The sequence below is a fragment of the Mesorhizobium sp. WSM3224 genome, assembly GCF_000427725.1.
Taxonomy (GTDB): Bacteria; Pseudomonadota; Alphaproteobacteria; order Rhizobiales; family Rhizobiaceae; genus Mesorhizobium.
The window spans coordinates 176383-196716 of sequence record NZ_ATYO01000011.1 but is presented as its reverse complement, the minus strand read 5'-3'; the positions used below and the strand labels follow the sequence as shown (position 1 = coordinate 196716).

General features: G+C 61.9%; 19 protein-coding genes. 16 read left to right on the top strand and 3 right to left on the bottom strand.

Annotated elements, in window-relative coordinates:
- The first annotated feature begins 235 nt into the window (after positions 1-235).
- From YU3_RS0120050 to YU3_RS0120000, 11 genes are all read left to right on the top strand, one after another.
- Positions 236-1018, top strand: coding sequence for a Crp/Fnr family transcriptional regulator (locus YU3_RS0120050; RefSeq protein ID WP_027167928.1), 783 nt, complete (start codon positions 236-238; stop codon positions 1016-1018).
- A gap of 1008 nt (positions 1019-2026) precedes the next feature.
- Complete coding sequence (locus YU3_RS36895; RefSeq protein ID WP_348631178.1) at positions 2027-3094, top strand: heme-binding protein; 1068 nt, start codon at positions 2027-2029, stop codon at positions 3092-3094.
- Entirely contained in the window at positions 3091-4968 is a 1878-nt protein-coding gene (locus YU3_RS0120040; RefSeq protein ID WP_156913530.1) for a methanol/ethanol family PQQ-dependent dehydrogenase, read from the top strand. The genes YU3_RS36895 and YU3_RS0120040 overlap by 4 nt, the downstream gene beginning before the upstream one ends.
- Positions 4949-5818, top strand: coding sequence for a substrate-binding domain-containing protein (locus tag YU3_RS0120035; protein WP_027167926.1), 870 nt, complete (start codon positions 4949-4951; stop codon positions 5816-5818). Before YU3_RS0120040 ends, YU3_RS0120035 begins: the two co-directional genes overlap by 20 nt.
- Entirely contained in the window at positions 5815-6348 is a 534-nt protein-coding gene (locus YU3_RS0120030; protein WP_027167925.1) for a c-type cytochrome, read from the top strand. The genes YU3_RS0120035 and YU3_RS0120030 overlap by 4 nt, the downstream gene beginning before the upstream one ends.
- Entirely contained in the window at positions 6345-7358 is a 1014-nt protein-coding gene (gene coxB / locus YU3_RS0120025; RefSeq protein WP_245273559.1) for a cytochrome c oxidase subunit II, read from the top strand. The genes YU3_RS0120030 and coxB overlap by 4 nt, the downstream gene beginning before the upstream one ends.
- Positions 7355-9331 carry a cytochrome c oxidase subunit I gene (gene ctaD, locus YU3_RS0120020; RefSeq protein WP_027167923.1) on the top strand — a complete coding sequence of 659 codons (1977 nt, stop codon included), beginning with the start codon at positions 7355-7357 and terminating at the stop codon, positions 9329-9331. The genes coxB and ctaD overlap by 4 nt, the downstream gene beginning before the upstream one ends.
- Positions 9328-9933 (top strand): cytochrome c oxidase subunit III, encoded by a 606-nt coding sequence (locus tag YU3_RS0120015; RefSeq protein ID WP_027167922.1) that lies wholly within the window; start codon positions 9328-9330, stop codon positions 9931-9933. The genes ctaD and YU3_RS0120015 overlap by 4 nt, the downstream gene beginning before the upstream one ends.
- Positions 9934-9983: 50 nt before the next feature.
- Complete coding sequence (locus YU3_RS0120010; RefSeq protein WP_245273558.1) at positions 9984-10274, top strand: hypothetical protein; 291 nt, start codon at positions 9984-9986, stop codon at positions 10272-10274.
- Positions 10271-11149: a cytochrome c oxidase assembly protein gene (locus tag YU3_RS0120005; protein ID WP_027167920.1), complete on the top strand. Its 879-nt coding sequence runs from the start codon at positions 10271-10273 to the stop codon at positions 11147-11149. The genes YU3_RS0120010 and YU3_RS0120005 overlap by 4 nt, the downstream gene beginning before the upstream one ends.
- Positions 11130-11546, top strand: coding sequence for a c-type cytochrome (locus tag YU3_RS0120000; RefSeq protein ID WP_027167919.1), 417 nt, complete (start codon positions 11130-11132; stop codon positions 11544-11546). Before YU3_RS0120005 ends, YU3_RS0120000 begins: the two co-directional genes overlap by 20 nt.
- 102 nt (positions 11547-11648) lie before the next feature.
- On the opposite strand, the gene YU3_RS42145 is transcribed toward YU3_RS0120000, so the two are convergent.
- Complete coding sequence (locus YU3_RS42145; protein WP_084508157.1) at positions 11649-12197, bottom strand: DUF892 family protein; 549 nt, start codon at positions 12195-12197, stop codon at positions 11649-11651.
- Positions 12198-12365: 168 nt separating this feature from the next.
- Between YU3_RS42145 and YU3_RS0119990 the strand changes: the two genes are divergently transcribed.
- Positions 12366-12938 (top strand): DUF1003 domain-containing protein, encoded by a 573-nt coding sequence (locus YU3_RS0119990; RefSeq protein WP_027167918.1) that lies wholly within the window; start codon positions 12366-12368, stop codon positions 12936-12938.
- Between the two features lie 1373 nt (positions 12939-14311).
- On the opposite strand, the gene YU3_RS40700 is transcribed toward YU3_RS0119990, so the two are convergent.
- Entirely contained in the window at positions 14312-14548 is a 237-nt protein-coding gene (locus YU3_RS40700) for a hypothetical protein (protein ID WP_156913529.1), read from the bottom strand.
- 349 nt (positions 14549-14897) lie between these two features.
- On the opposite strand from YU3_RS40700, the gene YU3_RS0119980 reads away from it, so the two are divergent.
- From YU3_RS0119980 to YU3_RS41310, 3 genes are all read left to right on the top strand, one after another.
- A complete protein-coding gene (locus YU3_RS0119980; RefSeq protein WP_027167916.1) occupies positions 14898-15212 on the top strand; it encodes a hypothetical protein in 315 nt (104 codons plus the stop codon).
- A 738-nt stretch (positions 15213-15950) separates the two neighbouring features.
- On the top strand, positions 15951-17123 hold the full coding sequence (locus tag YU3_RS0119975; protein ID WP_027167915.1) for an MFS transporter: 1173 nt from the start codon (positions 15951-15953) through the stop codon (positions 17121-17123).
- Positions 17124-17245: 122 nt separating this feature from the next.
- On the top strand, positions 17246-17533 hold the full coding sequence (locus YU3_RS41310) for a hypothetical protein (RefSeq protein WP_027167914.1): 288 nt from the start codon (positions 17246-17248) through the stop codon (positions 17531-17533).
- A gap of 90 nt (positions 17534-17623) precedes the next feature.
- On the opposite strand, the gene YU3_RS0119965 is transcribed toward YU3_RS41310, so the two are convergent.
- Positions 17624-18724 (bottom strand): tartrate dehydrogenase, encoded by a 1101-nt coding sequence (locus YU3_RS0119965; RefSeq protein ID WP_027167913.1) that lies wholly within the window; start codon positions 18722-18724, stop codon positions 17624-17626.
- 501 nt (positions 18725-19225) lie between these two features.
- On the opposite strand from YU3_RS0119965, the gene ugpC reads away from it, so the two are divergent.
- A complete protein-coding gene (gene ugpC / locus YU3_RS0119960) occupies positions 19226-20302 on the top strand; it encodes a sn-glycerol-3-phosphate ABC transporter ATP-binding protein UgpC (RefSeq protein WP_027167912.1) in 1077 nt (358 codons plus the stop codon).
- Positions 20303-20334 lie beyond the last annotated feature (32 nt).

The following is a 20334-nucleotide window of genomic DNA, read 5'->3' as shown; positions in this document are numbered from 1 at the left end:
GCAGTTTTCGGCGTGCACGAGGCGCCACGCCGTGGAATCCAGACGCCGGCGTTTTTTTCTTCCCTCAGCAGCCGTTGGTCTGCCTGGAAGCCGATGCACAGCGGCTCGCGCTCGGTGAGGCCTGGATCAGCGCCCTATGCAATTTGTAGATAGCCGCGCCCGCCTCGTCTGCGCACTTGTGAACATTTCTGAGCGCCGCTCGTTGTATACGCCGCAATTTGGAAAGAGGAGTATGATGGAAAACCCACAAGGACGACCAGACCCGATCGGAAACAATCTGCTTCGGGCCCTCAGAGCCGACGACTTGCAAATCCTGCAGCCGAGGCTCGAACAATGGTCCGCGCCCGCCGGAACTTTGCTGCACGAGCCAGGCGATGCGGTCCGCTACGTCTATTTCCCTCGCGGATCGGCCCTGGTCTCGTATCGTGTCGTGCTAAGCGACGGGCGAGCCATCGAGACTGCACTCATCGGTCGTGAAGGAGCGGTCGGCGGCATCGTTAGCCAAGGAAGACTTCCGGCGTATGCGCGGGCTGAAGTTCAACTCGGTGGCTCGTTCTTCAGGATCGACCTGCAACATCTCGAAGGAGCCAAAGAGCGTTCCTTGACATTGCGCCACCTGTTTGCCCGCTATGCCGATTGCCTGATGGCGCAGGTATTCCAGTCCGTCGCCTGCAACGCAGCACATTCGATCGAACAGCGAACGGCGAGATGGCTGCTGGCCGCGACAGAACGCACGGGAGCCGAAAGCCTGGCGGTGACGCAGGAACAGCTTGCAACGATGCTAGGAGTAGGCCGCTCGTACATGAGCCGGGTCATTCGCGACCTGAGGCAGCGTGGCGTCATCGAAACTCGGCGTTCCCGGCTTGCGGTGGGCAATCCAGAAGGACTGCGCTCGCTCGCCTGCGAGTGCAATAAGGCCGTCAGCCGCCATTTCAACGACGTCTTGAAAGGAGTTTATCCGGCGGAGGAAGACGGCGCGCCGGGTTCGGCAGGCGTGCCGCACCGGAAAGGACAGTGATCGACACTGTCGCCGGCTGGTCTTGAACGTTCATTTTTTGTGCTGAGCATCGGCTGGCGCCGATACCGCGCCGGGAGCGGCGCACCCAATGGACGCTAGTCGAGGAGCAATAGCACTTACGCCGGATCGAGCTTCAGCGGTCTGTTTCACCGGCGGGCGACCGACTGTCACCGATCCATCAAACCGGTGCCGAGGACGGCCCGGAACGATCGAAAGCTTCGCCTTACGGCCTGAGCCGCGCCGAGCTGACTAGGTTCCTTGGTGCATCACGAGGGGCCCCTGTGCATCTTGGTCCGACAACGTCAGGATTAAGCGAATGACTGGGCGACCGGATGCGACGGAGGTACGATTGACAACAAACCTAAGCGGCTTGAACGCCGAGGTAAGTAAGCAATTGAGCGGATCATCGGCTACGACAGCCGAAATGGCTTCGAGTCCGCCAGATTCGGGCTTTCACCAAGTTCGTCGAACCGGCTAATCACAAATCCCGCGATGTGATTGAGATTTCAAGCGCTGTGTTGCCGGCTCTGCCCAGACTATCGCTCGGTCGACTTTCCAGATTTCGACAGCTGCATGGAGCTTACCGACGAGCAATATTCCATCATGATCGCCGACCAAGTGCTGGAACGTGCTCAGCGACCGCTAAGGCACGGGGTTCGCGCAATCAGAGGCAATGGCAGGTCCTTACAAGAAAGGATACGCCGATTCCATACGGCACGACCATCAAACCCAGAGCAATCCAGAAGCCGGGCTGCATCATGGCTGCGAAATCTGAACGAAGCTGTTCCATCGACTACGAACGACCCGGCCGTGTGGTGGTTCCAAGCGGGCCCAAGACAACACGCCCTACGAATTGGGCCGGCAAATGGAACACGTCTTTGGGCTTCGGTCTGAGGCGAGATTGACCGCAACGGCGCGGCGCAGGCTGAAGGCCAAGTGTGATTTGAGCGACGCGAGTATTTGAGGGGTTGAGGGGCGGCAGCCGCCTTCTTCCGAAGGAAAAGCTGCTTGCGATGCCCCAGGTATTCCGGGCCGCCGACGTCGTTTTTTGGACAGGACAGCGTAGCAGCCTGTCTTTCGACGCACACGTCGAATGCCTCCCATCCCAAATCTTGCCGAAAAGAGCCAGTTAAGCCGCCCGACCAAGGGCCGTTTTCTAACTTCAGCTCCGCCCAGCCGGCTTCTCGATTTGCCCGCTCTATCCGGCGGAGTGGTCGGCTACAAACCTGTTCCTATCGAGGAACAAAGAAGCAGGCTGTCAGTTGGGTGAGGTCCAACAAGATGCTCGAATCCATGGATCATCGCCGGTTCTCGTCACTAGTTCTTGGTTTCCTGGTCTTGGCGTTCAGCTCAGTACAGCAAGGTGCTGCTCGGGCGCAGGCGCCCTGCCCTTCCGATCACGACAGGCTGCTCTCGGCGTTGAAGGCCAACGTCAAGGCGAGCGGCGGCCCAGCGAATGGCGGCTTCGAGACCAATGAATGGGCGGCAGTCGTCGCCCGCAACGGCATGGTCTGCGCCGTTGCCTTCAGTGGACCCGCGGTCGATGCGCAGTGGCCCGGCAGCAGGTTGATCGCTGCCGAGAAGGCCAACACAGCCAATGGCCTCAGCCTGGCCAACATGGCCCTGTCCACCGCCAACCTTTATGCGGGGGTCCAGCCGGGCGGTCCGATGTTCGGCTTACAGTTCACAAATCCTCCCAATCAAGCTGCGGCCTATGCCGGCGACGCCAAAAGTTTCGGCAGCACCAACGACCCGCTGATCGGCAAGCCGATCGGAGGCGTGGTGGTGTTTGGCGGCGGCCTCGCCCTTTACGACGGCAAGGGGATTGTGGGCGGCCTTGGCGTCAGCGGCGATTCTTCCTGCGCGGACCACAATGTAGCCTGGCGCGTCCGCGCAGCCCTCGGCCTGGACAAGGTTCCGGCCGGCGTCAATCCCAAACGCAAGGACGCCATCATCTACGATCTCGACCCGGGCGGGAAAAGCGCTTCCGGCTGGGGTCATCCGCTGTGCGCTGGGCACGAGGCCGACATTGCGGATGAACTGGGCGCCGGCGTCGGAGGATCGACGCCAAAATGAAGCAAGCAGCGCAATCGGCACGACCCTGCGCTCACCAGGCACGTATCAAGCGCTCGGCGGCACCCAGACAATATTCCCAGAGCATTCTTGCGGTGCTGCTGTTGGCCTGCGGTCCCTTGCTGACAGCCGCCTCGGAAGCTCCGCCGGCGCCGACAATCTCGCCGCCTGCCGCGGCCGCTCCGCCCGACGATGGGCAATGGACTATGCCCGCCAAGAATTATGCCTCGACCCGCTACAGTGACCTCGCGGAAATCAACGAAGGCAACGCCAAGAACCTTCAGGTGGCCTTCACCTTTTCGACCGGGGTGAACAAAGGCCAGGAAGCGGCGCCGCTGGTCGTCGGCAGCACTATGTATATCGTGACGCCGTTCCCCAACATCGTCTACGCGCTCGACCTCTCGAAGCCCGGCGCGCCGATGAAATGGAAATACGAGCCCAATCCCGAGCCCGCCGCGCAAGGGGTTGCCTGTTGCGACGTCGTCAATCGCGGCACGGCTTTCGCCGACGGGCGCATCTTCTTCAACACGCTCGACGGTCACACCATCGCTCTCAATGCGGACAGTGGCCAACCAATCTGGAACGCTCATATCGGCAACATCAACATCGGCGAGACCATCACCATGGCGCCGCTGGTGGTGAAGGGCAAAGTGCTGGTCGGCAATTCCGGCGGCGAGATGGGCGTTCGCGGCTGGATCAAGGCGCTCGACGCCAGCGACGGTCATGTCGTCTGGACGGCTTACAATACCGGCCCTGATAAGGACGTGCTGATCGGGCCGGACTTCAAGCCGCATTACGACATGGACAAAGGCAAGGATCTTGGCGTCACGACATGGCCGCCGGAAGCATGGAAGATAGGCGGCGGCAACATGTGGGGCTGGATCTCCTACGATCCCGATCTCAACCTGATCTTCCACGGCACCGGCAATCCCGGACCCTGGAATCCAGATCTGCGGCCCGGAGACAACAAATGGACGTCGGGGATCTTTGCCCGCAACCCGGATAACGGCGCGGCGCAATGGTTCTATCAGTGGACCCCGCACGACCTGCACGACTATGACGGCATCAACGAGCAGGTCCTGCTCAACATGAAATGGCAGGGCAAGCCGCGCAAGGTGCTGGTCCGGCCGGAGCGCAACGGCTACCTCTACGTCCTCGACCGGACCACCGGCGAAGTCCTGTCGGCAAAACCCTTTGGGCCCGTCAACTCCAGCAAGGGCGTCGATCTCAAGACTGGCCGGCTGGTCGAAAACCCGGACAAGAAGACTGGCACGGGCAAGGTCGTCCGCGACATCTGCCCGACAGCGTCGGGTCTCAAGGATTGGCAGCCTTCCGCCTTCTCGCCGAAGACCGGACTGCTCTACATCCCGCACAACAATCTGTGCATGGACGAAGAAGGCGTCGAGGTGAACTACATCGCCGGGACGCCCTATGTCGGCATGAACGTCCGCATGATCCCCGGACCCGGCGGAAATCGCGGGGCCTTCACCGCCTGGGATATCGCCGCTGAGAAACCCGCCTGGAGCCTCAAGGAGAACTTTCCGGTGTGGAGCGGCGCGGTGGTAACCGCCGGCGACGTTGTCTTCTATGGAACTATGGAAGGCTGGTTCAAAGCGGTGAGTGCCAAGACGGGCGACCTGCTTTGGCAATTCAAGACCTCGTCCGGAATCATCGGCCAGCCGATCACCTATCGCGGTCCCGACGGGCACCAGTATGTCGCCATCCTGTCGGGGGTCGGCGGCTGGGCTGGCGCCATCGTTTCGGGCGATCTTGACCCACACGATGCCACAGCCGCGCTCGGCTTCGTCAACGCCATGAAGGACCTGAAGAATGCAACAACGGCGGGAGGCACGCTTTATGTGTTCCGGCTGCCCTGATGGATTCGACTTGACTTCAGGCCTGGCGCAAAAGGCGTTCCAACGGTTGGCGATCGGCATTGCCGCGCTCGCCTTGCTGCTCTTGCCGGCCGTGGCCGACGCGCGTGAGCTGAGGGTCTGTGCCGACCCCAACAACATGCCCTTTTCCAATGCGGCCGGTCAGGGCTTCGAGAACAGGATCGCGGAAATCATCGCCGCCGATCTCGGCGCGAAGCTCACCTACACCTGGTGGGCGCAACGCCGCGGTTTCGTGCGCAATACCCTGAAGGCGGGTCTCTGCGATCTTGTGCCCGGCACGCCTGCCAATCTCGAAATGCTGCGCACCACCACGCCCTATTATCGTTCGTCCTATGTCTTCGTGAGCCGTAAGGACAGCCCGGACGTGACATCCTTCGACGATCCGCGCTTGCGCGACATGCGCATCGGCGTTCAGCTCATCGGCGATGACGGTGCCAATTCGCCGCCGGTCCAGGCGCTTGGCCGTCGCGGCATCGTCGGCCACCTCGTCGGCTATCCAGTTTACGGCGACTATTCCGCTCCCAACCCTGCCGCGCGCATAGTCGAGGCTGTCGCGAGCGGCGAGATCGACCTTGCCGTAGTATGGGGTCCGCTCGCCGGTTACTTTGCTACGAAACAAAAGGTGCCGCTCCGGATCGCGCCGGTTACACCTCGCATCGATGGACCGCAACTACCGCTGATGTACGACATTTCGATGGGTGTTCGGCGCGAGGACGATGCACTACGCGGCGATGTGAACAGCGCGCTGGCCAGGCACAAGGCCGAGATCGACGCGGTCCTGACGCAATATTGCGTGCCGCTTCTCGACATGGCAGGGAGCCCGGTGCGATGAGGCTGGGTCTCGCGACGCTGGTGTGCGTGACGCTTGCCTTGGGGGCTTGCCAGCGCGAGGAGCGGGACACCCGACCGCAATCTTCGCTCGGCTCCGGCGAGCAGCCGACGCCGGTGACGACTCTTGAACCCGGCGGGCAGCGGCCTTCCCCCAGCGACAACAAGGCGGCGAGCTTCGAGGCCAATGCCTTTCATCTGAGCGAAGGCAAGCGCCTGTTCGGCTGGTTCAACTGTTCGGGATGTCACGCAAATGGCGGCGGCGGCATGGGGCCGGCGCTGATGGACGAGAAGTGGATCTATGGCAGCTCGATGGAGAGCATCCACGCCACGATCCGCGATGGTCGGCCTAACGGCATGCCAAGCTTCCGCGAGAAGATCCCCGACGACCAGATCTGGGAGCTCGCGGCTTTCGTCCGCTCGCTGGGCGGTAATGCGCCCTCGTCCGCCGCGCCGTCGCGCAATGACGACATGATGACCCACCCGTCGGAAAACCGTATGCCGGACGCCGCCACGCTGGGGAAGTCGCCGTGAAACGCATCCTCTCGATGGCGTTCGCCAGCGCCGGCGCTCTGTCGCTCCAGGGATGCGCAGGCTTGCAGTCGGCCCTCGACCCGAAAGGTCCCGCGGCGAGCGAGCTTGCATGGCTGATCTGGTTCTTCACCGGGCTTTGCGCAGTGGTGTGGGTGCTGGTGATGATCGCCCTCGCTGCGCCCCTGACGATGCGCTCGCGCGCGCAGGCAGAGCCGCTCGCGATCGACCCCGGCGCCGACGGCCGAAAGCTGCGCGTGGTGATGACCGCCGTCGGGGTGACCGCCGTGATCCTGGTCGGGCTCACTTTGCTCAGCTTCTTCGCCAACAGGACGCTTGCCGCGATCGGCTCGGATGCCGCGCTGACCATTCGCGTCACAGGTCACCAATGGTGGTGGGAGGTGCGCTATGAGAACGCCATGCCGAGCCGCATCCTCACCACGGCGAACGAGATCCACATTCCCTCCGGCGAGCCTGTGCGGCTGCTGCTGACCTCCACCGATGTGATCCATTCCTTCTGGATCCCCAGCCTTTCCGGCAAGCTCGACCTCATTCCCGGCCACACGAACGTGCTCGACATCAAAGCCGACAAGCCCGGCGTCTACCGTGGCCAGTGCGCCGAGTTCTGCGGTGTGCAGCACGCAAACATGGGGACTTTCATCATCGCCGAGCCGCGAGCAAAGTTCGACACCTGGTGGAATGACCAGCTGCGGCCGGCCGCGGATCCCACAGGTGACGAGGCCAAGGCTGGCGAAGATCTCTTCCAGAGGCGCCCCTGCGTGATGTGTCACAGAATAGGCGGCACGCCTGCCGGAGGAACGGTCGCGCCCGATCTTACCCATATAGCGAGCCGGCAAACCCTGGCCGCCGGAACATTGACGATGAGCCGCGGTAACCTCGCCGCCTGGATAGCCGACCCGCAAAGCATCAAGCCCGGGTCCCACATGCCCGTGGTGGAGCTCAACGGCGATGAGCTCAACGCCATAGTCGCCTATCTTGAGGGCCTGAAATGAGCAGCGCGGATCTCACAAGCGAACGCGACCTGCCGCCGGAGCGCGAAACGTCCGCCAAGGGCGATCTCGCACCCGAGCATGACGGCCCCCGCGACACCGGCATGGACGATGCCAGCCTGCATCGCTGGCTCGCGCGGACATGGCGCACTCCGCCCGGCATCATCGGCGCGCTGTCGAGCGTCGACCACAAGGTCATCGCACGGCGTTATCTGATCACCGCCTTCGTATTCCTGTGCCTGGGCGGGCTGAACGCCGTCGCCATGCGTATACAGCTCTCAGGCCCGCAGCGCGGCCTGATTGGACCGGACCTCTACAACCAGCTGTTCACGATGCATGGCGTCACCATGATGTTCCTGTTCGCTGTGCCCATTGTGCAGGCAACCGGCATTTACCTGGTGCCGCTGATGGTCGGGACGCGCAACATCGCCTTCCCGCGCCTCAACGCCTTCAGCTACTGGGTCTATCTGTCGGGCGGAGCCTTTGCCTGGATCTCCTTCCTCCTCAACATGGCCCCCGACGTCGGCTGGTTCGCCTATGTGCCGTTGTCCGGGCCTGAATTCGGGCCAGGAAAGCGCGCCGATGTCTGGGCGCAGATGATCACCTATACCGAAGTGTCGTCGCTGGCGGTCGCCGTCGCGACTATCGTGACGGTGCTGAAGCAGCGCGCGCCCGGCATGTCGCTGGACAAAATCCCGCTTTATGTCTGGGCGCTGCTGGTCACCTCCTTCGTCGTCCTCTTCGCCATGCCGGCGGTGATGATCACCTCGACCTTCCTGATCCTCGACCGGCTCGTCGGCACGCATATCTTCAATCCTGCCGAGGGCGGCGACGCTCTTCTGTTCCAGCATCTGTTCTGGTTCTTCGGCCATCCGGAAGTCTACATCATCTTCCTGCCGGCGACGGGCATGGTCTCTGCGATCATTCCCGTCTTCGCCCGGCGTCCGGTGTTTGGTTATCTCGGGCTGGTCCTGTCGCTGATTGCCGTCGGTTTCCTGTCGTTCGGCCTCTGGGTCCATCACATGTTCGCGACGGGATTGCCCAAGCTCGGCGCCAGCTTCTTCACCGCATCGAGCATGATGATCGCCATCCCCAATGGCGTTCAGATCTTCTGCTGGCTGGCGAGTCTCTGGGACGGCAGGCCCGTGATCCGCACGCCGCTGCTGTTCGTATTCGGCTTCTTCTTCATCTTCGTCATCGGCGGCCTTAGCGGCGTCATGCTCGCTTCGGTGCCGCTCGACCTGCAGGTGCACGACACCTATTTCGTCGTCGCCCACTTCCATTACGTGCTGATCGGCGGATCGGTGTTCCCACTGCTTGGAGCTACCTATTTCTGGTTCCCCAAGATCACCGGCCGCATGATGAGCGAGCGCCTCGGGCGCTGGCACTTCTGGCTGGCCTTCATAGGCTTCAACGCAGCCTTTTTTCCGATGCATCTTGTCGGCCTCTGGGGCATGCCGCGCAGGGTCTACACCTATCCTGCCGAACTCGGCTGGGGGAACATCAATCTCCTCATCAGCGCCGGCGCGGTGCTCTTCTTCCTAAGCTTCGTGCTGTTCGCCTTCAATCTCGTGCATGGCGTATTGCGAGGAGTTCCGGCCGGCGATAATCCCTGGGACGCCGGCACGCTTGAATGGGCAACGTCCTCACCGCCGCCCAGCTACAATTTCACGCGTATTCCGGTCGTCACGAATGTCGAGCCGCTCTGGGCGGAACGAGGGACCCTGCCCGTCGCCACCGGGCTTCGCGTCGATGCGCGCGAGTTGCTTATCTCAACCGTGGCGGAAGCCCATCCCGACATTCGCGAGAAATCGGCAACGCCATCGATCTGGCCGCTGCTGGCGGCGATCGCCGTCGGCGGCACCTTCCTCTATTCGATCTTCACGCCCTGGGCGATCGTTTGGGGCGCCGCGCCTATCGCCATTACCCTGATCGGCTGGTTCTGGCCCAAGGGCGATCCGGAGGACGAGGAATGAACCAACGACCGGCCGCAGATCTTTCCGGCCTCCCGACCTTTGGACATGGCCCGCGCAGCCCCACCTGGTGGGGAACGCTCGGCTTCATGGCGCTGGAAGGCACGGGCTTTGCGCTGGCCGCCGGCGCCTACCTTTATCTCGCAACCTTGTGGCCCAACTGGCGTCTAAGCGCCCCGGAGCCGAACCATTGGCCTGGAACGATCGTGACGCTGCTTCTCATCGTCAGCCTGGTGCCGAACCACATCCTCAACGGCTACGCAAAGCAATGCGCCATTGTCCCGGTGCGGATCGGCATGGTGGTGATGTCGCTGCTCGGCCTGGCGCCGCTCATCGTACGCTGGTTCGAGTTTCTCGCACTAAACATCTACTGGGACACGAACGCCTATGGCTCGATGATCTGGATACTGCTCGGCCTGCATACCACGCATTTGATCACCGACGTTGGCGACACGATCGTCCTGACGGTGTTGATGTTCACGCACCATGGCTACAGCGGCCGACGCTTCGGCGACGTCGGCGACAATGTCTTCTATTGGGATTTCGTCGTGCTGACCTGGATCCCGATCTATTTGCTCATCTACTGGGTGCCGAGGCTAGGCTGATGCATGCGTTGCGAATGGGAACGTCCTGGGGTGGTCTGCTGTCAGGGCCCATGGCTTGGGCGATCTCGACTCAGCTGAACTACGCGCTTGTGCCGTGGCAGTGCAACCGCCAGGTGCCGGTCGTGCTTCCGGCGGCGCTGGTGCTCGCCTCGCTTTCTCTGCTCGGCGGCGCGCTGTCATGGCGGGCAAAGCGGCAGGGCGGTGCCGCCTTCAAGCCGGGGCGAACGCGCAGCACCGAGCAGTTCGTCGCAGACCTCGCCATGCTTGCGGCATTGCTGTTTGCCCTCGTCATCATCATGCAAGGCAGCGCGGCGCTCATCCTCGACGAATGCCTGCGATGAGCTTCGACGCGTTCTTCTCGACCTCGATTTGTTACGGCGCCGGCGCGCCCGAGGCCGGTTGGACGCTTGCATTGCCTATCACGCTTCCCTTGGCCGCAATCGCGCTCGTCTATTGGGCCGGCGCAAGCCGCCTATGGCGTCGCAGCGCTCGCGGCCGCCCCGAGCGGCTTCGACAAGGCCTATTGTTCTGCGCTGGTTGGGGTGTGTTGACGGCAGCGCTGGTCAGTCCGATCCATGCACTTGGCGAACGGGTGTTTGCCGCCCACATGATCGAGCATGAACTGTTGATGGCAGTGACGGCGCCGCTCCTTGTCGCCGCCTGTCCCGGCGTTGCCTTGATATGGGCATTACCGCGCTCGCTTCGCCGGGGGACGGGAAAGCTCACGCGCGGCAGAGTGCTACAAGCGGTCTGGACCGCTGCCACCCGGCCCCTCAACGCAACGATCATCCACGGCATCGCAATCTGGATCTGGCACATCCCCGTCCTGTTCGAGGCTGCGCTCCGGCAAGGCGTGCTGCATTATGCCCAGCATGCGAGCTTCCTCGGTACCGCCTTGCTGTTCTGGTGGGTGCTCCTGCCGCGCCCCGGTCGGCAGCAAACCTATGGCAGTTGCGTCATGCATCTTTTCTTCACCTCGCTTCATACCGGCCTGCTCGGCGTGCTGCTGCTGATGTCGCCAAAACTCTGGTATCCGGAGAATGCCTCCAACGCCGCACTCTGGGGCCTGAGCCCCATCGAGGATCAGCAACTCGCCGGGCTGGTGATGTGGGTTCCGGCTGGCCTGATCTATGGCGGAGCCGCCTTGCTGCTCGCCGGCCTTTGGATAAGCAACAGCGCAACCAGGGAGGCAACAGATGGCCTTCGGCCCGGCTAGATCGATCGGGGGCGCGCTTGCCGCGGTCCTGCTGCTAAGCGCAGCAGGCGCGGCGGCGACCTTGTGGTCCGAGCGGCTCGATCGCGTCCGGCACGAATCGGACATCGCGACCGGCGGCGTCGGCGCCCGGGCCATTCCGATCATGACTGCGAACGGCTGCTCCGGCTGCCATATCATTACCGGCGTGCCCGGCGCGCAAGGTCAGGTCGGGCCTCGACTGGACGGCAGCCTTGCTGGCCGCGTCTTTGTGGGCGGCGTGCTGGCGAACAATCCCGTGAATCTGATCCGTTGGATACGCTCGGCCAGGGAAATCAATCCGCATACCGCCATGCCGTCAACGAGGATTACCGAGCAGCAGGCGCGAGATATCGCCGCCTACCTCTATGCCCTGAGATGATTCACCCCTCGCCGCTGCGCCGGGGCCGCGGCGCGGGCAGGAACTGAGGAACCCGCGCCGTCTGCGACCGCGGCAGGCTGCCAGTTTCGATCCCGGTCGGAGTCAGCGCTTGGCGCTGTCGGCCTCCGCGCGCGTCAGAAAGGTCTGGGTGACTTGCGGAAGGTTGTCCTTCAGCCACTCGGCCATGGCTTGCTCTTCGCGCAGGTTCTGTTCGCACACTCGTGCGACCTCGCCCTCGCCCACGGCATTGGCCGCGGCGATGAGGATCGTATAGGAGGCAATCTCCATATGTTGGAATGTGTAGCTCGCCAGAGGGCGTTTCATGACCTCATCGCCGGCGAATACGCCGCTGATCGATTGCGCCGTGGCGGTCAGCTTGCCACCTGCGTCCTTCAGCATCGACGACCCTTGACCGGCTTCGTGGAGCGCTGCTTGAACTCCCCCTCCGCGACACGCGGGCTCGGCATGCCTTTGCGCACTTCGACGCCGCCCCCGGTGGATTGTCTGCCTTCTGCCATTCGATGCCCCACGCCAGATAGGAGCGGGCCGGGTGCGACAAGAGCTCGACTGCTTTTTCCTTGGCCAGGGCGTGAAGCCGGAGAACCAGACCTGTTCTCTTTGCCACCAGGTCCGCTGCGGCCTGCAAACCATAATCCGGTCGCGAGGCGGATGGTTCCCGATGCTAAAGTGGAGAGTAACAGGGCCCACAGATCTCGCCAACGTGTCCTGTGCAAAGCGAGAGATCGTCGAAGCAGTGCTTCATTGCCGCGTGGAGCGAAATGTCGATCTGCAAGTTAGAAGGACAGCAAGGAGAGAGCTATGAACCTCAGCGCCTCGGTAGAAGATGAGGGCCGCACCACCCCGACCAGGCCCGCTGCGGATGGACTTGCGCCGGCCCTAGCCCGAAACATCGAGGCGATCGTCGAGCGCCGCAACCGAGATGCGAAGTCAGCCTCGATGGAAGAACGGGTAGCGGCCGGGATCAGTAAGTTCGCCGGCAGCATGATCTTCGTTTACATCCACCTTGGTCTTTTCGGCGCCTGGATAGCCTGCAACATCGGGCCGGTGAGCTTTGTCCGGCCGTGGGATCCGTCCCTGGTGGTCCTGGCGATGTTCGCATCCGTGGAAGCGATCTTCCTCTCCACTTTCGTCCTGATCAACCAGAATCGAATGGCTGCTGCAGATGACGCTCGGGCAGATCTGGATCTTCAGGTCAGCCTGCTTAACGAGCACGAGACGACGAAGCTTATCAAAATGACCGAGCAAATTGCCCGCGCCCTGAATGTCGGCACGGAAACGGACGACGAATTGACCGAGCTAAAACGCGACGTCGCGCCCGAAGCGGTGCTCGACAAGATCGCCGAGGCGGACGGCGAGACAAGCTCGAGTTGAAGTGGCATCCAAACCAATCCAGCGAAACTCTTGACGCGGCCACGCCCAAACAAGGCGACCTCTGAAGAACTGAAGACGCCACAACGGCTCCAAGCCACTGTTCATCCGAGCCGAATCAAGTCATAAAACGGAAGGACCTCCCGCAACGCAGTTTGCTGAATCCATGGTCCCTCTCATTCCGACGACCGTCGATTCTTGCCCCCCGCACCCCGCACGTCGACGGTCGTCACTTGCTTTACCTGTTCTTGCCCTTCCGGGCAGCCAAAGAGCCTGACTGTGCAGGCATGGGCGCATGGCACACACAAGCCTGGGGCTCCTATGGTAAGAAAATCAGCGCGAACAAAAACCGCTCACGCTGACCAAAAAGCCCCTTACATTCCCCGAGCCAGAAAGGGGCTGTCCAAGTGTGCGGCCATCGCAGAGGATTTTGCGCGCGGGGCCCCAGCGCCACGCATAAACATCAGCGCGGACAGTACAAACCTGCCCTGAAAGCTTTCGCTCGCGCTGTGCCTACAGACCGAAATTTATCTCAACGAAGCGACCCGACCGGTTGCTCACACTATGGTAAGCAGCCGCAGTATTCCGCCCTCCCCGATCATGAACCGACAAGCCACCGGGCGCGATCATGTTCGGCCCGAAGCGACACGCAGACTGCCTGGGCCGGGCCTCGCAGTCTAACCCGGCCACTGCGGTCGCACTTCTCAGGCCGCGCAACCAATTGTCGGGGTCGGCAATGCCTTGGCTGAAGAGCGTACCCCCTTAAGGTCACGACTTCATGGACTTCCTGAGCCGCTAACGCATTCTTGGTGCAATGCTCATCGACACCTTTTGCAAGAATTTTCAGTTGGGCTGGATCCGCCAAACTGGATGATCCCGTGCCCGCCTCGTAGACTGGGCGAAAGCATGATATCCGCTTCCAAGGGTCCGGGTGCCTAGTGCGCTATGAATGACTATTCTCTCGCGCCACCAAATAATGAACGCCTTTCGCCTGTCCGCCCGTCTATGGGTTTGGTTGGTCCTCACGCAGCACTCTGTAGAGAAGCAGCCCCGCCTTAATGACACGACGGCACCTAGCATGTCATGGCTCGTCAGCCCGGAAACATAGACAAAGGCGAATGCCAAACCGGCCATGATTCCACCAAGGGTGCCACGGGACTAAAAAACTGTAAGACAGCGATAATGTTCCTGTCGCTCGACCATCCTCTGCCGGCTGCCGACCCGCGGCCACGACTGCGAAATTGTCAGGGTTGCAGAATAGACCCGCTTGCCGGACGCATCGTAGACGAAGACGCAGAGGCGTCCGCATTTAAAAATTGAGAATCGCAGCGTGGAAACGTCCCGAGCCCTTCGTCGTTCGGGTCATAATGGGGACGTCACGCTCTACTCTCCTCGCGTGAGATTTGACGCCTGTCACGCGTGTCTCCGCGACGAAGTGGCAGCGCTGCCCGGCGCAGCAATATCTCTTTGATGTTGGCCTCTTGGGCCAGGCGCTCGGCTTCCGCTTGCGATAGCCCAATCAGCAAACCGTCTCGCGCCTCGGCGGGCAGATCGGTTGATCGGTCATAGACCAGCCATTGGTCAGCAGGATCCATCATGGCGGCGAACCTCATCCCGGTTTCCCCTTTGATAGGGCCTATTATATTTTGCGCGCACTGGGTGTCCCAGGCTGACATCAGAATCGCTTCAGCCCATACATCCGTGGCACGAACTCGCGACCCGGCCTCGTGACCCGGGAAGATGGGCGGCGCAACCTGAGCAGTTTGGGCCATCCAGAGGAATCAACACAGGGGATAAAGGTTCCCGCTGTTAAGTCTCATTATCACAGCCGTGCATCGGCCAAGCCTGCCCCCGCCTTCACGTTCGTCGGCTTCAGAGAGAGGTGTGGGCTTCTTTATTTTAGATTTCACGCAACTAACTTATTTTCCCGGGCATTGATGGGGAAAGCACCGGAGGATGCCCATGCTACATTATAGTGTGCCTCGGGAATTTGAGATCGGTGACGAGGTCGCGTTGACCTGCACCGTGACCACAGTTCTCCCCAGCGGACGTGCCAGAGTAAGCATTCCGTCTTACGGATCTCCTTATTCGGTCGATGCGCCACCTAAAACCCGTGCCGGGGACAAGCTTGTTCTTGTTGGAGACATTATCCGCATCGATCACGAAGCCAACAAATTGGCGGTGAGGATTGACTGCGGCGGCGTGATAACCGTGGGCAAGTCGGCCATTGCCCGCGTAAAAAAGCACCGCCAGGTGTCGCGGACTGATGCTCACTGAGGAGCCCCAGGTCGTCCAAGAAGGTCATGGCAGCTGCGACGGCTCATCGCTTGGACTCGGCCTCAGCAACATCCAGCAGATACTCGGTCGGGTGAAGTTTTCTGGCGAACGCCGGCACTTCTTGCCTGCGTGCATTTTGCCTACGAATGCAGCAGTGGGCGCATCGCCACGGCCCATTTGTGTAGAACGCGTCGGGTGGCCGCCAGAATGAAGAGGGCGGCGGCGTGAGGGAGTCAGGGCGCCGCAACCGCGGAACAGGCCTACGATTCTTTGCCCGAGTTCTACGACTATGCTTTCGATCAAGGCCGCGACGATTAACTACGTGAAGTCGTTAGCGAAGCAACTCGGACGACGGCGTGGCCCCGGGACCGATCTGGGCGCCTTTATTGAAAATATGTCACCGATCTGAGGGTCCTTCAGGAGACCAGTTCCTTGGCCGCGCGCTGCGCCGGCCAAACAGCCGGAAACGCAAGAAGCGGGTCGCAAGGGCTCGCTAATGATTTGCGCCATTGAAGGGGAACGAAGATCGAGGGTTCTCGAGATCACGCAAGGTGAGCCTCTCGCGCTCAAGATCGCGACACGTTTCGTGTGGAGTGCCAATCATGATCGGCGGGCATATTGCACCTTGTGCATTGCCTAATCGGAGTGGCTCGATTGTGCCGGTGTGCACCGCGAGCTCGGCGTCGACTGACCCAATTCCCCCTGTAACGCGAGGCATGTCCGTGGCAGAACTTTGGCATGGCACGTCTTGGCCCGCTGCTGGCGTTTTTGGCGCTCTATGCCGTAATGTATGCTGCATTCGGAATAGCGTCCCCGTTCTGGCCAAGGTATTTTGAGTCGCGTGGCCTGACACCTGAAGATTTGGGCGTTCTGTTCGGGGTAGGCAATGCGGCCCGGCTGATTGCCGGACCGCTCGCCAATCGGATTGCAGATCTTTTCGGCGCTCTCCGCATCTGCCTGGCGGTTTGCATCGGGATCGCAGTGGCAGCGACACTTGGGCTGGCTGGCGTGCAAGGCCTCTTTCTTCTGTTGCTCGTCCATCTGGCCCAGTCAGCCGGGCTGGCGCCGATCACGACCCTCGCCGACGCCCTTGCGGCGCGGGCATCGGTGCGGGAGCCGGGTTTTGAGTACGGTTGGGTGCGAGGTGCGGCATCGGCGGCCTTCGTTGCTGGCACCCTCATGGCTGGCCAGGTGCTCCGAGTTTTCGAGCTGGGCGCGATCATATGGATGTACGCCGCGCTGCTCGCCGCGGCGTTGGCTGCCGCCGCGCTGGTACCGGAATCAGATACTGGCGCCGAGCGGGCTTCGGACCCGGTCGGGCAAAGCGTAATCGGCGGGCTGCGCGAGCTGATCAATCTTCCGACGTTCCGGCGCATCGTGGCCATTGCGGCGCTGATCTATGGCAGTCACGCGATGCATGACACCTTCTCGGTCATCCGCTGGACAGCGGCGGGGGTCGGCACGGCGGCGAGCAGCATACTTTGGTCGGAAGCCGTCGCAGCGGAGGTGGTGGTATTCCTTGTGGTCGGGCCGATCCTGCTGCGCCGGCTTGGCGTGGCCGGAGTCGCCGCTCTGGCCGCGGTGGCCGGAATCCTGCGCTGGGTCGTGGAGGCGGAAACGGCGGAGGTCTGGATACTGGCGTTCGTTCAACCGCTTCACGGCATTACCTTCGCGCTGCTGCATCTTGCCTGTATGCGTGTTATCGCCAGCAGCGTGCCCGCACATCTTGCCGCCACCGCGCAGGCCCTCTACGCGATAGGCCCCGGCCTCGCCACCGCGGGCCTAGTCTGGGTATCAGGACAGTTATATGGAGCCTATGGCCCGCCCGGCTTCCTCATGATGGCGGGATTGTGTGCGCTGTCGCTTACGCTAGTGACTGGACTGCGCGAACGAGCCCCATCACCGGATTGATACAAGCACACCTGCCGTATCCCGCCGCTTAAGATCGCGGCCAAGATCGACCATTTTGCAGTGACAAGGGTCGAAACCGCAGGTGCTTCAGCGTCCAGATGTCGAGTTGATAGGCGAGGCCGATGGTCGATGAGCGGCAAAAGGCGGAGCTTTTGGGCACACCAGTTCGTCATGGGGAAGATGCCGACGACCTCGATGCGCCCGTTGATCTCGCCGGATTGGTGAAGCTGGGCCTGGTGCTCCTTTGGGAAAGTCAGGTAGGCAGGCACGTCGGGCTCGGCGCTCAGGAGTTCTGTGCACGAGGCCGATTCATGATTGGCTCGACGAACCTTTCGCCGAACAGGACGGCGAACTGGGTGCTGGCCTCGAACCGTTCGCGCGGCAGTTGTTTCCATTCCTCGGCCGCATAGTTCAAAACAAGATACAGCAGCTCATGGCCGCGTCGTTGTGTAGAGAATCTCGTCATGCGACCTGCAAGCGAGCAACAGTGATCCAGGCCTCTATCCGACCTGCGGAGATGAACTCGTGCTGTTCAGACCTGACAGCGCGCCAATCACTGCAGCGGTGACGTCGGCGGTGCAAGCCACCCCCCCAAGGTCCGGACTGAGATGCTCGCCCCGGCCGGTGACGGTTTCAATCGCTACCATAAGGCGCCGCGCCGCGGCGTGCTCGCCAAGATGATCGAGCATAAGGCTTGCCGTCCAGAACGATCCAAGCGGATTGGCGATTCCCTTACCTGTGATGTCGAATGCCGAGCCATGGATCGGCTCGAACATGGACGGACGGTTGCGCGACGGATCAATGTTCGCGGTTGAGCCGATTCCCAGCGAACCGCCAAGCGCCGACGCCAGATCAGACAGGATGTCGGCATGCAGGTTGGTCGCCAACACAGTGTCGATGCTGCCGGGCTTATTGACCATTCTTTGCGTCATGGCGTCGACCAGCATCCAGTCGACGGTCACCCCTGAGTGGCCGCGGACTACTTCGCGCACAACTTCGTCCCACAGCACCATGCCATGACGCTGTGCGTTCGATTTGGTCACCACGGTCAGCAGCTTGCGAGGGCGCGAGATGGCAAGATCGCAGGCAAAACGCGCGATACGCTCAATACCGGTGCGAGTGAAAACAGCAACGTCCATGCCGACCTCAAGTGGCCAGCCACGATGGGCGCGACCGCCAACACCGGCATATTCGCCTTCGCTGTTTTCGCGTACGATCACCCAGTCGATCTGTTGGCCAAGCTCTGGCCGCAGCGGGCCGGTCAACCCGGGCAGAAGGCGCGTTGGCCGCACATTTGCATACTGATCGAACCCCTGGCAGATGGCGAGGCGCAAGCCCCACAGCGTGATGTCATCGGGAAGGCCCGGGGCGCCTACCGCGCCGAAATAGATTGCGTCGAAGTTCTCGAGCTGCGCGAGGCCGTCCTGCGGCATCATGCGGCCATTGCGGCGATAGTAGTCCGAACCCCAATCGAAGCGCCTGAACTCGAAGGCAAGACCGGATTGCGAGGCGGCCAAGGCCTCCAGCACCTCGACGCCGGCCTCAACTACCTCGGGGCCGATTCCGTCGCCGCCGATCACCGCGATCCTATGCAAAGACATTTTCAGCTTCCTTCTCAACGGCGGCAACGATGGCGCTGGCCATTCGTTGGGTGTTAGTGGTCCCGTATATCGTCAGTTCGGGTCTCTTGCCACGCGAGAGCCGCAATGGTGTCTTCGCCTGATCAGCGACGCGTGGCCGATGCCACAATTATGGCCGCTCCATCCGTCAGCATCGAGGTGCGTTCAATCACCGCATGGATTGACAATGCCCCAACGGCCCGATCGTATTCTTCGGCCGACTTGCCCCCAACCGAGCTTCAAGATGGCGCCCTTCGGCCGCGGGTTTAGGGCCATAGACCCGCGGCTATGCGGTTTGTGCGTGGCCGCTTTACAGGCGGATTTGGTAGCGCTACCGTTTCAAAGTCGCGTGACCCGGGGGATCTGGGGGAAGACGTCGCCGACGCCAGTGGTGGATTGCCGCATTGCCGGCATCCGTTTCAAACCACGCCTGATACAAACGGCTCCCCGCGACACGTCGCTGGGTCCATCGGGAGGAGTTCGATGGCGTCTGTCGCGATTAGCGATGTTTACAAATCGTTCGGGACCACCGAGATCCTGCATGGCGTCAGCGTCGATATAGAAGACGGCGAGTTCGTCACGCTGGTCGGACCGTCCGGCTGCGGGAAATCGACGCTTCTGCGGATGATTGCCGGCCTGGAAAAGATTTCGCGCGGCCATATTTCGATCGGCAACCGTATCGTCAATGACGTTGCTCCCAAGGAACGCGACGTGGCCATGGTCTTTCAGAATTACGCACTCTACCCGCATATGACGGTTGCGGAGAACATGGGGTTCTCGCTCATGCTCAAGGGTGTTCCGAAGGCGGATAGCGATGCGGGGGTGAAGCGGGCGGCCGAAATCCTCGGGTTGGTGCCGCTCTTGTCGCGCTATCCGCGCCAGCTTTCGGGCGGCCAGCGCCAGCGCGTCGCCATGGGCCGGGCGATCGTGCGCGATCCGCAGGTGTTCCTGTTCGACGAGCCGCTGTCCAACCTCGACGCCAAGCTCAGGGTCCAGATGCGCGCCGAGATCAAGGAACTGCACCAGCGGCTGAAGACGACGACGGTCTATGTCACCCACGACCAGATCGAGGCCATGACCATGGCCGACAAGATCGTGGTCATGCATGACGGCATCGTCGAGCAAATCGGGCCGCCGCTGGACCTCTACGACCGTCCGAACAACCTCTTCGTCGCGAGCTTCATCGGCTCGCCGGCTATGAACCTGCTCAAGGGCACATTCGCCAATGATGGCGCGCCGACCTTCCGGGGCGTGGGAGGCATTTCCCTGCCTTTGCCGGGACTTCCCTCTATAGGCAACCGCGAAGCCATGGTCCTCGGAGTTCGGCCCGAGCATCTTCGATTGGCCGATGACGGCATTCCGGTCACCGTGGTGGTGATCGAGCCGACCGGCTCGGAAGTGCAGATCATCGGCCGGACGGCCGGCGGCGAGGACATCGTCGCCAATTTCCGCGAACGCCATTCCTTCGTGCCAGGAGAAACCATCCGGCTGTCGGTCGAGCCGGGGCCCATCCATCTGTTCCACGGCGAGACGGGCCAGCGGATCGCAGCGGCACACTAGAGCCACGCAACGAGGAAACAACAGGAGGAAAC